14 protein-coding genes are annotated in these 13,834 nt (G+C 71.1%); 6 read left to right on the forward strand and 8 right to left on the reverse strand.

What is annotated here, in order from left to right:
• Entirely contained in the window at positions 1-1,257 is a 1,257-nt protein-coding gene (gene rlmN / locus ACPEH2_RS11565; protein WP_423718758.1) for a 23S rRNA (adenine(2503)-C(2))-methyltransferase RlmN, read from the reverse strand.
• A 58-nt stretch (positions 1,258-1,315) separates the two neighbouring features.
• Here rlmN and ACPEH2_RS11570 point away from each other — a divergent pair, with 58 nt between their 5' ends.
• From ACPEH2_RS11570 to ACPEH2_RS11580, 3 genes are all read left to right on the forward strand, one after another.
• On the forward strand, positions 1,316-2,209 hold the full coding sequence (locus ACPEH2_RS11570; RefSeq protein WP_423718759.1) for a PRD domain-containing protein: 894 nt from the start codon (positions 1,316-1,318) through the stop codon (positions 2,207-2,209).
• A 219-nt stretch (positions 2,210-2,428) separates the two neighbouring features.
• Positions 2,429-4,288, forward strand: a complete 1,860-nt coding sequence (locus ACPEH2_RS11575; RefSeq protein ID WP_423718760.1) for a beta-glucoside-specific PTS transporter subunit IIABC — start codon at positions 2,429-2,431, stop codon at positions 4,286-4,288.
• Positions 4,289-4,388: 100 nt separating this feature from the next.
• A complete protein-coding gene (locus ACPEH2_RS11580; protein WP_423718761.1) occupies positions 4,389-5,804 on the forward strand; it encodes a glycoside hydrolase family 1 protein in 1,416 nt (471 codons plus the stop codon).
• 52 nt (positions 5,805-5,856) lie between these two features.
• Here the strand turns inward: ACPEH2_RS11580 and mmuM are convergent, their stop codons facing one another.
• Positions 5,857-6,735, reverse strand: coding sequence for a homocysteine S-methyltransferase (gene mmuM / locus ACPEH2_RS11585; protein ID WP_423718762.1), 879 nt, complete (start codon positions 6,733-6,735; stop codon positions 5,857-5,859).
• Between the two features lie 55 nt (positions 6,736-6,790).
• On the opposite strand from mmuM, the gene ACPEH2_RS11590 reads away from it, so the two are divergent.
• Positions 6,791-7,258, forward strand: a complete 468-nt coding sequence (locus tag ACPEH2_RS11590) for a GNAT family N-acetyltransferase (RefSeq protein WP_253035262.1) — start codon at positions 6,791-6,793, stop codon at positions 7,256-7,258.
• Positions 7,259-7,304: 46 nt separating this feature from the next.
• Positions 7,305-8,153: a Cof-type HAD-IIB family hydrolase gene (locus ACPEH2_RS11595; protein WP_423718763.1), complete on the forward strand. Its 849-nt coding sequence runs from the start codon at positions 7,305-7,307 to the stop codon at positions 8,151-8,153.
• 50 nt (positions 8,154-8,203) lie between these two features.
• On the opposite strand, the gene ACPEH2_RS11600 is transcribed toward ACPEH2_RS11595, so the two are convergent.
• The 4 genes from ACPEH2_RS11600 to ACPEH2_RS11615 form a co-directional block, all read right to left on the reverse strand.
• Positions 8,204-9,034 (reverse strand): SDR family oxidoreductase, encoded by an 831-nt coding sequence (locus ACPEH2_RS11600; RefSeq protein ID WP_423718764.1) that lies wholly within the window; start codon positions 9,032-9,034, stop codon positions 8,204-8,206.
• Positions 9,035-9,049: 15 nt separating this feature from the next.
• On the reverse strand, positions 9,050-9,820 hold the full coding sequence (locus ACPEH2_RS11605; RefSeq protein WP_423718765.1) for an enoyl-CoA hydratase/isomerase family protein: 771 nt from the start codon (positions 9,818-9,820) through the stop codon (positions 9,050-9,052).
• 11 nt (positions 9,821-9,831) lie between these two features.
• Positions 9,832-10,593, reverse strand: a complete 762-nt coding sequence (locus tag ACPEH2_RS11610) for an SDR family NAD(P)-dependent oxidoreductase (protein WP_423718766.1) — start codon at positions 10,591-10,593, stop codon at positions 9,832-9,834.
• A gap of 168 nt (positions 10,594-10,761) precedes the next feature.
• Positions 10,762-11,109, reverse strand: a complete 348-nt coding sequence (locus ACPEH2_RS11615) for a hypothetical protein (RefSeq protein WP_423718767.1) — start codon at positions 11,107-11,109, stop codon at positions 10,762-10,764.
• 51 nt (positions 11,110-11,160) lie between these two features.
• Here ACPEH2_RS11615 and ACPEH2_RS11620 point away from each other — a divergent pair, with 51 nt between their 5' ends.
• Positions 11,161-11,664 carry a GNAT family N-acetyltransferase gene (locus ACPEH2_RS11620; protein WP_423718768.1) on the forward strand — a complete coding sequence of 168 codons (504 nt, stop codon included), beginning with the start codon at positions 11,161-11,163 and terminating at the stop codon, positions 11,662-11,664.
• Positions 11,665-11,672: 8 nt separating this feature from the next.
• Here the strand turns inward: ACPEH2_RS11620 and ACPEH2_RS11625 are convergent, their stop codons facing one another.
• A complete protein-coding gene (locus ACPEH2_RS11625) occupies positions 11,673-12,467 on the reverse strand; it encodes an energy-coupling factor transporter transmembrane component T family protein (RefSeq protein WP_423718769.1) in 795 nt (264 codons plus the stop codon).
• Positions 12,464-13,810: an ABC transporter ATP-binding protein gene (locus tag ACPEH2_RS11630; protein WP_423718770.1), complete on the reverse strand. Its 1,347-nt coding sequence runs from the start codon at positions 13,808-13,810 to the stop codon at positions 12,464-12,466. Before ACPEH2_RS11630 ends, ACPEH2_RS11625 begins: the two co-directional genes overlap by 4 nt.
• Positions 13,811-13,834: the final 24 nt, after the last annotated feature.

Genomic DNA, 13,834 nt, shown 5'->3' on the forward strand with positions numbered 1-13,834 from the left:
TCAGACGGATGCCGCCGCGGCCTGGTCCTCTTCGGTCGCGACGAGCTGACCGCACGCGCCGTCGATCTCCTTGCCGCGGGTGTCGCGGAGGGTCGTCGGGATGCCGGCGTCGTTGAGCCTGCGGACGAACTCGTTCTGCACGTCGACGTCGGACGAGGTCCAGATCGAGCCGGGGGTCGGGTTCAGCGGGATCGGGTTCACGTGCACCCAGCCGCGACCGCGCGCGTTGAGCTTCTCGGCGAGGAGATCGGCGCGCCAGGCGTGGTCGTTCATGTCCTTGATGAGCGCGTACTCGATCGAGACGCGACGCCCGGTCTTGTCGAAGTACTCGCGCGCGGCGTCGAGGGCCTCATCGACCTTCCAGCGCGAGTTGACCGGGATGAGCTCGTCGCGCAGGTGGTCGTCGGGGGCGTGCAGCGACAGTGCGAAGGTGACCGGGATCTCCTCGGCGGACAGCTTGCGGATCGCCGGCACGAGCCCGACGGTCGAGACCGTGATGCCGCGGGCGCTCATGCCGAGCCCGTGCTTCTTGTCGACCATCGTGCGGACGGCCTGCATGACGCGGGCGTAGTTGGCGAGAGGCTCCCCCATGCCCATGAAGACGATGTTCGTGACGCGCTCGTCCTTGTGGCCGACCTTGCGGGGATCGCCCAGGCCGCCGTCGGCGATGAGGCGGTTCGCGCGGACGACCTGGTCGACGATCTCGGCCGCCGACATGTTGCGGGTGAGGCCCGCCTGGCCGGTGGCGCAGAAGGGGCAGTTCATGCCGCAGCCGGCCTGGCTCGACACGCACAGCGTGATGCGCCCGGTGTAGCGCATGAGCACGGACTCGACGAGCGCGCCGTCGTGCAGGCGCCACAGGAACTTGATCGTGTCGCCGCCGTCGGTCTCGAGCCGGCGCACCTCGGTCATGAGGTTCGGCAGCAGCCCGCCGACGAGCTCGTCGCGGTTCGCCGCCGGCAGGTCGGTCATGTGGGCGGGGTCGGAGGTGTAGTGCTGGAAGTAGTGCTTCTCGAGCTGAGCGGCGCGGAACCCCGGCATCCTGAGCTCCTTCAGCTTCTCGACGCGCTGGTCGTGGCTGAGGTCGGCGAGGTGCACGGGCGGCTTGCCCCGCTTGGGGCTCGCGAACTGCAGGAGCGGGCGGCCTTCGGCATCCTTCGCCTGCGTCCACCCCTCGGTCGCGGGACGCACCTGCTTGGGCGTCGTCGAGCGCACGGCGGACAGGCCCTCGGGGCGCGCGGGAGTGGACTCGGTCATGCTTCCAGGCTACCGGCGGCGGGCTGGGCGGATGCCGGGCGACTCTAGACTCGTCGCCATGACGGATGGGGCTCCGCAGCGGCGCGGGACGGTCGTGCACAAGGTGCTCAACAACAACGTCGTCATCTCCCTCGACGAGCAGGGCCGCGAGCGGGTGCTCATGGGCCGCGGGCTCGGCTTCCAGCTGAAGCCCACCGACACGATCGATCCCGCGAAGGTCGAGAAGACGTTCATCCTCGAGACGGGCGAGGACGGCGAACGCGAACGGCGGATGCTGGCGGACACCCCGTACGCGATCGTCGAGGCGGTCTCCCGCGCCGTCGATCAGGCGGAGCGCTCGCTCGGCCACCACCTCGGGCGCCAGCTCACCATGGCGGTCATCGACCACGTCCAGTTCGTGCTCGAGCGCCTCGAGAAGGGCATCCGGATCCCCGCCGCGAACATGCCCGAGCTGCGGGTGCTGCACCCGGCCGAGTTCGCCGCGGCCAGGACCATGGCCGAGTCGATCTCCGCCGCGCTGGACACCGAACTGCCCGCCGAGGAGGCCGTCTTCCTCACGATGCACGTCCTCAACGCGACCCGCGACGAACCCAACGGGACGGCCGCCCTGCTGTTCCGACGCGTGCAGCACGTCGTGATGACGGTCGAGAACGGGCTCGGGGTGAAGCTCGACGTCGAGAGCCCCGACTACGCCCGGTTCGTGCTGCACATCCAGTTTTTGCTGCAGCGACTGGTGTCGCGGTCCATGCTCCGCAGCGCCGACAGCTCGTTCTTCGAGTTCGCCAAGCACAGCTACCCGCGCTCGTTCGCCATCGCCCAGGAGGTCAAGGCCTACGTCAAGGCCGCGACCGAGTCCGAACTGACCGATGAGGAGCTGCTGTACGTCATCGTGCACGTCGAGCGGCTCGCGTCGCAGGTCGCGGCACCGCCGGCATCCGCTGCGGAGGAATGACGCTGGCGTCCTATTCGGATGCATGCTAACGTCTCCCCTCGCAGGCCGATGCAGACCTGCGACGCGACGGATTGTTACTGCGGCAGCAGGCAAAACCTGAACTCACATCGCTCACACGAGCGGTGAACGAGTTCAGGTTTTTTTGTTGCCCGGAAACGGCTCGGCCGCGTGTACCACCCGAGACTGCCGCGCCGATGCGGCAAGAAAGAGCGTGTCCCGATGGACTACTCGAAGACCGCGGCCGGCGTCCTGAAGGGCGTCGGCGGAGAAGAGAACGTCAGTTCGCTCGTGCACTGCGCCACCCGCCTGCGCTTCGTGCTGAAGGACGAGTCGAAGGCCGACACCGCCGCCGTCAAGGCGACCCCCGGGGTCGTGACGGTCGCCCAGGCCGGCGGTCAGTACCAGGTGGTCATCGGCAACGACGTCCCCGACGTCTTCGCCGAGATCGGCAAGATCTCGAAGCTCGGCGCGGCCTCGGCCGACGGTGCGACGACGGATGCCCCGAAGGGCAACCTCTTCAACCGCTTCATCTCGATGATCTCGGCGATCTTCACACCGGTGCTGTGGGCCCTCGCCGGGACCGGTCTGCTGAAGGCGTTCCTCGCCGCCGCCGTCACGTTCGGCTGGATCGCCACCGACACCTCGACCTACGCCGTCCTCAACGCCCTGTCGGACGCCTTCATCAACTTCCTGCCGATCGCCCTGTCGATCACCGCGGCGCGCTACTTCAAGGCCAACGAATGGACGTCGCTGGCGATCGCCGGCGCGCTCGTCTACCCGACGATGGCCGGCCTCGTCGGCCAGCCGGGTCTCACCTTCTTCGGCATCCCGTTCACGATGGTGAGCTACGTCTCGAGCGTCATCCCGATCATCGTGATCGTGTGGCTGCAGAGCCACGCTGAGAAGGTTCTCTACCGCGTGCTCCCCGGCGCCGTGAAGCGCTTCATGACCCCCATGATCGTCGTGCTCCTCGCCGTCCCGCTCGTCTTCGTCGTGATCGGGCCGATCTCGGACCTCCTCGGCGGCGGCCTCGGCAAGGGCATCGGCTGGGTGTTCGAGACCCTGCCGTGGCTCGGCGGCGCGATCATGGGCGGCCTGTGGCAGGTCTTCGTCATCTTCGGTCTGCACTGGGGCCTCGTGCCGCTGTTCACCCTCGAGTTCCAGACGACGGGTCAGATCTCGCTCGTCGGTCCCGTCTTCGCCGCCGTCCTCGCGCAGGCCGCCGCCGTCGCCGGCGTGTGGGTGCGCGCCCGCAACAAGAACCTCAAGTCGCTCGCCGCTCCCGCGACCCTGTCGGGCTTCCTCGCCGGCATCACCGAGCCCGCGATCTACGGCATCAACCTGCCCCTCAAGCGCCCGTTCGCCTTCGGCATCGTCGGTGGCGCGATCGGCGGTGCGATCATCGCGATCGGCAAGGTGTTCGCCACGGCGTTCGTGGTCCCCTCCGGCCTCGCCCTGCCCGCCCTGCTCGGCAACGGGAACATGGTGTTCCTCGGCATCGGTCTGCTCGTCGCGATCGCCGTGCCGTTCCTGCTGACCGTCCTCGTCGGCTTCGTCGAGCCGGCCGAGGACGCTGCGCCCGCCGCCACCACGGCCGCGACCGACCTTGAGGTGCTCAGCCCCCTCGACGGCACGGTCGTCCCGCTGTCCGAGACCCCCGACGCCGCCTTCGCCGAGGGTGCCCTCGGTGACGGCGTCGCGATCCTCCCCCGCAGCGGCGCGCTGTATGCCCCGTTCGACGCGACGATCGCCGCCGCCTTCCCGACCGGTCACGCGATCGGGCTGCGGCACGCCGACGGCGCCGAGGTGCTCATCCACATCGGCATCGACACCGTCAAGCTCGGCGGTCGGCACTTCGACGTGAAGGTCACGACGGGTCAGCAGGTGAAGGCCGGCGACCTGCTCGTCGAGTTCGACGGCGACGCGATCGAGAAGGCCGGGTACGACCTGACCACGCCGATCGTCGTCACCAACGGCGAGCTCTACCCCGCGATCTCGAACCGCGCGTCGGGCCCGATCGCCCACGGCGAGCCGCTGTTCACGGCCATCTCGGTCGAGTCGGCCGCCGTCACCGCCTGATCGACGAGCGGATGCCGGGTGCCGCCCCGCAGGATGCGGTGGCACCCGGCATCCCCCGCACCACACCCCACCCGAACACATGACACGAAACGAGAGACACATGAGCACCACCTCCTTCCCCGACGGCTTCCTCTGGGGCGGCGCGACCGCCGCGAACCAGATCGAGGGCGGGTACGACCAGGGCGGGAAGGGACTCTCGGTCCAGGACGTCATGCCGCGCGGCATCTTCGGTCCGCGCACGGCGACGCCCACCCCCGACAACCTGAAGCTCGAGGCGATCGACTTCTACCACCGGTACGCCGAGGACATCGCGCTCTTCGCCGAGATGGGCTTCGGGGTGTACCGCTTCTCGATCGCGTGGAGCCGGATCTTCCCGAACGGCGACGATGCCGAGCCCAACGAGGAGGGCCTCGCCTTCTACGACCGCGTGCTCGACGAGCTCGAGAAGCACGGCATCGAGCCGCTCGTGACCATCTCGCACTACGAGACGCCGCTGCACCTCGCCGAGACCTACGACGGCTGGACCGACCGCCGCCTCATCGGCTTCTACGAGCGCTACGCCCGCACCCTCTTCGAGCGTTACGGCTCGCGCGTGAATTATTGGCTGACCTTCAACGAGATCAACTCGCTGCTGCACGCCCCCTTCATGTCGGGTGGCATCAACACCGCGAAGGACGAGCTGAGCGAGCAGGCGCTGTACCAGGCGATGCACCACGAGCTGGTCGCCTCGGCGCGCGCCACCCGCATCGCCCGGGAGGTCGCGCCGAACGCGCAGGTCGGCTGCATGGTGCTGTCGATGCCGGTCTACCCGCTGAGCCCGTCGCCCGCCGACGCCCTCGAGGTCATGCAGTTCGACCACTCGAACCTCGTCTACGGCGACGTGCACACCCGCGGCGAGTACCCCGGCTACTTCCTGCGCACCCTGCGCGAGAAGGGCATCGAGCTCGAGATCACCGACGAGGACCGCGAGGACCTGACGAACACCGTCGACTTCGTCTCGTTCAGCTATTACATGTCGGTCGCCGCGACCGCCGATCCCGCCAAGAAGGTCACGGGCGAGGGCAACATCATGGGCGGCGTACCGAACCCGACCCTCGAGGCGAGCGAGTGGGGCTGGCAGATCGACCCCACCGGGCTGCGGCTGGTCATCAACCAGTTCTGGGACCGCTGGCAGAAGCCGCTGTTCGTCGTCGAGAACGGCCTGGGCGCGAAGGATCAGCTCGTCGAGGTCGACGGCGTGAAAACCGTCGTCGACGACTACCGGATCGCGTACTTGAACGATCACCTCGTTCAGGTCGGCGAGGCGATCGAGGACGGCGCCACCGTCCTCGGCTACACCGCGTGGGGCTGCATCGACGTCGTCAGCGCGTCGAGCGCCCAGCTGAGCAAGCGCTACGGCTTCATCTACGTCGACCGCAACGACGACGGTTCGGGCTCGCTCGAGCGGTACAAGAAGAAGTCCTTCGACTGGTACGCCGAGGTCATCCGCACGAACGGCGCGTCGCTGACGCGCTGACCCAGACCGGTGCGGCCGCGGTGACCCGGACCCGCGGCCGCACCATCCACCGTCAGCCCTTCAGCCGGCGGGCGAGGCCGGCGATGTCCTCGGGTGTCGTGCGGCAGCATCCGCCGATCAGCCGTGCCCCCGCCTCCACCCAGGCGTCGACGTCGGCGAAGGTGGCCGTCGCGTCGCCGTGCCACGAGCGCGAGGCGGCGTCCCAGACCTCGCCGCTGTTCGGGTAGATGACGCCGGGCGTCGCCGGCGGCATCCGGTCCAGCACACGGGCCAGTGCGGCCGGCGGGCAGCAGTTCGCACCGACCGCGACGATTCCTGGGGCCGCCGCGGCGGCCGCCAGCGCAGCGGCGAGCGCGTCGTCGCGCTCGAACGCCGTACTCGCGCCCGACAGCGAGATCCAGACCGGGATGCCCACGCCCTCGAGCGCGGCCGCCAGCGCCTCGGCCTCGGCGGGCGACGCGATCGTCTCGACGGCGAGGAGGTCAGGCCCCGCCTCCGCGAGCGCGAGCAATCGCCGGCGGTGCCACGCGGTCAGCTCGGCCACCGACAGACCGTACGCACCGGTGTACTCGCTGCCGTCCGCGCGCACGGCACCGAAGGGACCGACGGATGCCGCGACCCACGCCCGGCCGTCCGACGCCTCGCGGGCGAGGCGGACCGAGGTGGTCAGCAGCGCATCGACCTCGGCGGCATCCCGCCCCGCCGCGGCGAGGTTGTCGTACCCGAGCTGGTAGGAGGCCGTCGTGACGACGTCGGCGCCGGCCTCGACGAACGCGGCGTGCACGTCGCGCACGTCACCGGGCGCGTCGATGAGCACGCCCGCCGACCAGAGCACTCCGCTGAGATCGTGGCCGCGGGCCTCGAGCATCGTCCCGAGCCCACCGTCGAGGACGAGCGGACGGGTGGCGATCGCGGCGGCGACATCGGGCATGCGGTCACTCTAAGCCGCCGGCCGCGGGCCGCCGAAGGCGGATTACGCTGAACGGATGAGCACCGCCCGCATCCGTCCCATCACCGTCGACGACGCGGGCGAGGTGCTCACCCTGCAGCGGGCCGCCTTCGTGCAGGAGGCGCTCATCTACGACGCCGTCGACATGCCGCCGCTCACGCAGACGCTCGACGAGGTCCGCGCCGAACTCGAGGACAACCTCGGATGCGTCGCCCTCGACGGCGAGCGCATGGTGGGCTGCGTGCGCGCCCGCGTCGACGGCGACCTGCTCCTCATCGGCCGCATCGCGATCGCACCCGATCAGCAGGGCTCGGGCCTCGGGACCGCGCTGCTGTCGGCGGTCGAGGAGCGCGGCCGCGAGGCCGGCGCCACGACCGCGGAGCTGTTCACCGGCTCGCTCAGCGAGGCGAACCTGCGCCTCTACGAGCGCGAGGGGTACGAGGAGAGCGAGCGCGTCCCCGGCGACGACGGCACCGCGCAGGTGTTCCTCCGCAAGCAGCTCTGACCCGCCCGCGCACCGAGCGTTCATCCGCGTCCGGGAGAATGGACGGATGACGCGCATCGCTTTTCTGGACGTGGACGGAACCATCCTCGAGCACGGAACGGCCATCGCCGACTCGACGATCACCGCGATCCGGACGGCACGCGAGAACGGCCACCTCGTCTACCTCTGCACGGGACGCGCGGCCGGCGACATCCACCCCAAGGTCCGCGAGATCGGCTACGACGGCGCGATCACCAACGGCGGCGCCTACGCGGTGCGCGGCGACGAGCTGCTGTTCGCCGACCCGATGCCGCGCGAGGACACCGACCGGCTGATCGCCTACTTCGAGGCGGAGGACATCGACTACTTCCTGCAGTCGAACGAGGCCGTCTACGCGAGCGAGGGGGTCGGTGCGATGCTCGACGAGTACTTCGCCGAGCGCCGCAAGCGTCACCTCGAGGACGCCCGCCGGCTCGGACAGACCGATGCCGTCGACCCGGAGCCGATCGTCACCTACCGTCCCGTCGGCGAGGCGGACCTGGACGCCATCGCGAAGACCACGTTCATCAGCAAGCGCTCCGACAGCGTCGACAAGGCCCAGGCCGACCTCGGCGAGCGCTTCCACGTCATCCCCGGCAGCATCCCGCTCCCCGGCGGATCGAACGGCGAGATCGGCCTGCGCGGTGTGAACAAGGGCTCGGCGATCCTCCGGGTCCTCGACACGCTGGGCCTCGACGCCGCCGACGCGATCGGCATCGGCGACAGCTGGAACGACGCCGAGATGTTCGACGTCGTCGGCACGCCCGTCGCCATGGGCAACGCCGACCCCGCCCTCAAGGAGCGCGCCGGCAACGTCACCACCGACGTCCTCGACGACGGCGTGTGGAACGCGTTCGTGAAGCTCGGCCTGGTCTGACGCGCGGGCGCGCGTTTGCGCGTTCACGGCCGCGCGTCCGGCCGTGGGCCTCAGTCGAGGAAGATGTCGGGGAACAGCTCGGCGTCGGGTGTCCCCGGCGTCGCGGCGTAGCGCGAGAAGTCGGTGACACCGGCATCCCTCAGCACGTCCTCGACGATGAGAGTCTGCCCGGTGTACTCACGCGCCGGCTTGCAGAGCACCTCGTACGCGGCGTCGGCGTAGACCTCGGGCGTACGGCTGACCTTCATCATCCGGTCGCCGCCGAGGGCGAACTGCACCGCGGCCGTGGCGATCGTCGTCTGCGGCCAGAGGGTGTTGGCGGCGACGTCGTCCTTCGCGAACTCGGCGGCCATGCCGAGGGTCGCCATCGTCATGCCGTACTTCGCGAGCGTGTAGCCGGTGTGCGCGCCGAGCCATTTCGGCGACAGGTTGAGGGGCGGCGACAGCGAGAGGATGTGGGGGTTGGCGGCATCCTTCAGCATCGGGAGCGCCGCCCGCGACAGCATGAACGTGCCGCGCACGTTGACGTCCTGCATGAGGTCGTACTTCTTCGCGGCGAGCTCGAGCGAGCCCGACAGGTCGATGACCGAGGCGTTGTTGACGACGATGTCGATGCCGCCGAACTCGCCCTGCGTCTTCATGACGGCCTCGGTGATGTCGCCGTCGTCGCGGACGTCGCCGACGATCGGCAGCGCACGACCCCCCGCCGCGCGGATCTGCTCCGCCGCCGAGTGCACCGTGCCCTCGAGCTTGGGATGCGGGGTGTCGGTCTTGGCGAGCAGCGCGATGTTCGCGCCGTCCCGCGCGGCGCGCAGCGCGATCGCGAGGCCGATGCCGCGGCTGCCGCCCGACATGAGGATGGTCTTTCCGGCGAGGGTCATGGGTTCTCCAGTGGGTCAGGAACGGCGCGAACGGGATGCCGCGGCGAACGCGGCGATCCGCGTCGCCGCATCGGGGGTGTCGAACGCAGCACCGATCGTGCGGGCTTCGTCGTCGAGGTTGTCGGCGAACGGGCGCGCGGCGCCGGTGCGGACGAGGCGCTTCGCCTGCCCGAACGCGCCGGTCGCGCCGTCGAGCCAGGCCCGCGCGATCTCGTCGGCACGCTCCCCGGGCTGGTCGACGACCTCGGCGATGAGCCCCCACTCGTGCGCAGTCGGCGCGTCGATCGTCGTGTCGGTGAGCAGCATCTGCAGCGCGCGGCGCTGTCCGACCGCCGCCGGCAGCAGCGTCGAGACTCCCAGATCAGGGGTGAGCCCGATGTTCGCGTACTTGCTGACGAACACGGCTCGCGGCGACGCGACGATGTAGTCCGCCGTCAGCATGAGACCGAGGCCGCCGCCGGCGACCGCTCCCTGCACCGCCGCGACCATCGGGATCGACGACTCCACGAAGGTCCGGATGCCGTCGTGGATCACTCCGGCCATCTCGGTGATCGTGCCACCGCTGCCGCCGGAGGTCGCCATCTGCACGACGTCGCCGCCGGCGCAGAACGCCGGGCCCGCGGCATCCAACACGATCGCGCCGACCGTGTCGTCGCTCGTCAGCTCGTGCGCGAGGTCGCGCCAGCGCGTGCCCATCTCGAAGTCCATCGCATTGAGGGACGCTGGGCGGTGGAAGGTCAGCCGGGCGAGGGCGCCCTCGCGGCGCAGCAGGATCGAATCGCTCATCGGGTCTCCACTCACTTCGGGGCCATGCGGATCGAACCGTCGAGACGGATCGTCTCGCCGTTGAGATAGCCGTTCTCGACGATGTGATGAACGAGCGCGGCGTACTCGTCGGGCTTGCCAAGCCGCGCCGGGTAGGGCACCTGCTGGCCGAGCGACTCCTGCGCCGCCTCGGGGAGCCCCGCGAGCATCGGGGTCTCCATGATCCCGGGCGCGATCGTGCAGACGCGGATCGCCGAGCGCGCCAGTTCGCGCGCGATCGGCAGCGTCATCGCGTGCACACCGCCCTTGCTGGCCGCGTACGCGGGCTGCCCGATCTGACCGTCGAAGGCCGCGACCGACGCGGTGTTCACGATGACGCCGCGGTCCCCGGATGCCGTCGGTTCGGTCGCCGCCATCGCCGCCGCCGCGTGGGCGATGACGGTGTAGGTGCCGATCAGGTTGATGCGGATGATCCGCTCGAAGTCGGCGATCGGGCTCGGCGAACCGTCGCGGGTGAGGACCTTCGCGGGCGGCGCGATCCCGGCGCAGTTGACGGCGACGCGCAGCGGGGCGACGGCGGATGCCGCGGCCACGGCCGCCTGCACCTGCGCGGCATCCGTCACATCGGCGGCGGCGAAGGTCCCGCCGAGCTCCGCGGCGACGTTGGACCCGGATGAGGTCGGCAGGTCGACGATGACGACGTGCGCACCCTGCGCGGCGAGGCGGCGGGCCGTGGCGAGACCGAGTCCGCTGGCCCCGCCGGTGACGACGGCGGATGATCCGGCGATGTCCATGCGCTCTCCTTCGAACGGGATCGGGTTCCACCCTATGCGCGACTGGGTGCCACGGTAGCAGGATGCCTCCAGGCTAGCCGTCCGCGCCGCCTCGCGCGCGGTGCGGCGCTCCTGCCGGTGAGGAGCGCCTCGCCTCCCACCGCGACCTCTGGAACGCGACCTGACCCGTCAGCGCACCGCGCCGTCGAAGACCACAGCGGCCGCGAGGTAGCCCGCCACGACGACGGATACCGAGACGAGCGGCACCCACGCGAGGTCGCGCCCCGTGCGCCACGCGACGACCGCGGCGGCCGCGGTGAGGACGAGGCTCGCGAGGATCGCGCCGCCGAAGAGCATGCCCGCGGCATCCGCCGCCCCCCAGTCGCACGCCGGAGAGCAGGACCCGCCGGCGAAGACGCCCCGCAGGAACCACAGCACCCCGGTGACCACGATCGCGACCGCCTGCAGCATCCCGACCGCGAGGACGGCGCCGGCACCGCTGCGGCGCAGACGCGGCGGCACGGCAGGGGCGGTCATACCGCGGACGCTACCAGCCTCGACGCCCCCGCGGGCGCTTAGGCTCGACCGGTGAGCGAACGGACGAGCACCGGGTCCCGCATCCTCGAGGTCGCGTGGGACGACCCGCGCGCGGCGGCGCTGCGCGACGAACTGGATGCCGACCTCGGTGCCCGCTACGACGGGTTCCACGGCGACGAGCCCGCCGAGTGGAAGGCCGCGCGCTCCCGCGCGCTCGCAATGCATCCGGACGAGATCGTCGCGACCCTGATCGCGGTGGATGCCGACGGCACACCGACCGGCCACGTCATCCTCCGTCGCCTCGGCGAGGAGTGGGAGATCAAGCGCCTCGTCGTCACCGAGGCGGCGCGGGGTCGCGGCATCGCGCGAACCCTCATGGGCGCCGCGCTCGACCGGGCACGCGCGGGCGGTGCCGATCGGGTCATCCTGCAGACCGGCATCCCGCAGCCCGAATCGGTCGCCCTCTACGAGTCGCTCGGATTCACCCGCATCCCGGTCTACGAGCCGTACGCCGAGACGATGCCCCGTTCGATCTGCTTCGCCTACGCGTTCTGACCGGCGACTCACATCCAGACGACGCGGAACGAGCCGACGGCCACGGCGACCGCGATCGCCACGGCCACGATCGTCAACGCACCGACCACGGCGACCGCGTCCCGGCGGGACAGCCGCGACGTGCGGGCCCACGTCCGCTCGACGGGCGCGCCGAACCCGCGCGCCTCCATCGCGGTCGCGAGGCGCGTGCCGCGACGCACCGCGAAGACGAGGAGCACGAACGCCATCGAGAAGAACCGGCGCACGGCGTTGCGGTCCCCCACGCCGCGCGCCCGCCGCGCGAGGCGCATGGCCCGCCAGTCGTCGACGAACAGCCCGAGCGTGCGCGTCCCGGCCAGCACCCCGAGCACGAGTCGCGCGGGCAGCCGCACGATCTGAGCGAGCGCCGCGGCGAGCTCGATCGGGTCGACGCGGCTGAACAGCAGGACCGTCGGGAGCGCGAGCGCGATGACCCGCACCCCGACCGCCACCGCGAACCCGATCGACGCGTCGCTGATCGTCGCGTACCAGAACGAGGCGTACACGCGCCCGCCCGGCTCGGCGTACAGCAGCATGCTCAACCCGGCGACCGGCATCAGCACGAGCACGGGCGCCATCCGTCGCAGCGTCGCCCCGAACCCGACCCCGGTCAGCGGGATGCACAGCACCATCAGCACGACGGCGACACCGGCGCTGACCACGTCGATCGTCGTCAGCAGCGGGATGGCCAGGACGAAGGCGAGGAGGATGCGGACCGCCGGGTTCACCCCGTCGAGCCACGCGTCCCGCCTCGCGGTCGAGGTGCCGGCCGCCGCGAGGATCATGACGCGACCGCCGCGAGCTCGATATGCCGTCCGCCGAGCAGCCGCACCGCGTCCTCGTCGTGCGTCACCGCGACGACCGCGCGCCCGTCGGCGACCTGCGCCTGCAGCAGCGAGACGATGCCGGCCCAACCGCGACGGTCCTGCCCGAACGTCGGCTCGTCGAGGACGATGACCTCGGGCGATGTCGCGAGGACGGTGGCCACCGACAGCCGCCGCTTCTGACCGCCCGACAGCGTGAACGGATTGGCGCGCGCGAGCGCGGTGAGCCCGAGCTCGTCGAGCAGCCGGTCCACGACGGCGTCGATCTCGCGGGGCGGGCGCCGGAGGGCGCGCGGTCCGACCTCGAGTTCTGCGCGCACCGTCGAGGCGAGGAACTGGTGCTCGGGGTCCTGGAACACGGTGCCGATCCGAGTGAGGAGCTCGCGCGAACTCCAGCGGGAGGGCCGCGCCCCCCGACGCCCCGCGGGCACGGTGCCCGCCTCGACGGTTCCGGCGAACTCCGGCAGGAGCCCCGCGAGGGTCAGCGCGAGTGTCGATTTGCCGACGCCGTTGGGTCCGGTGATGACGGATGCCGCCCCCGCCGCCACCTCGAGGTCCAGTCCCTCACGCACCGGCGTCCGCCCGTCCCGTGAGACGGCCAGCCCCCTCGCCCGGAGGGCGGCGGGGACGTCCGCCGTCACGGCCGGCAGCGCGGGCAGGTCGACGGGGTGACCCGGCAGCCAGACCCCGGCCGCGAGCAGGGTCGCCGCGTGACGGGTGAACACTTCGGCGGGTGTTCCGTCCGCGAGCAGACCCCCCTCGGCGTCGAGGACCACGACCCGCGTCATGAGGTCCACCCATACGTCCGTCCGGTGCTCGATCACGACGAGGGTGGCGCCCGTGGCCTCCACCGCCCGTCCCACCGCGGCGCGCACCTCGCGGACCCCGACGGGGTCGAGGTTGGCGGTCGGCTCGTCGAGCAGCAGCAGACCCGCGTCCATCGCGAGGGCGCCGGCGATCGCGAGGCGCTGCTTCTGGCCGCCCGAGAGCCGCGCGGTCTCGCGGTCGAGCGGGACGTCGAGCCCGACGGCGTCGAGCGCGGCGCGCACCCGCACCGGGATGCGTTCGGGCGGGACGCCGAGGTTCTCGCAACCGAATGCCACGTCGTCGCCGACGCGGGAGAGCACGACCCCGGCGTCGGGATCCTGCAGCACGAGGCCGACACGGCCGCGCTGCGTGCTCGGGTCGGCGCCGTCGATCGTCATCCGACCCGACGCCTCGCCGTCCTCGTCGCCGCCGAGCAGCCCCGCCATCCCCGCCAGGAGCGTCGACTTGCCCGCGCCCGATGCACCGAGCAGGAGCACCCGCTCGCCGGGGGCGATGTCGAG

Source organism: Microbacterium sp. NPDC064942, from assembly GCF_049545525.1.
In the GTDB taxonomy this organism is placed as follows: domain Bacteria; phylum Actinomycetota; class Actinomycetes; order Actinomycetales; family Microbacteriaceae; genus Microbacterium; species Microbacterium gawkjiense.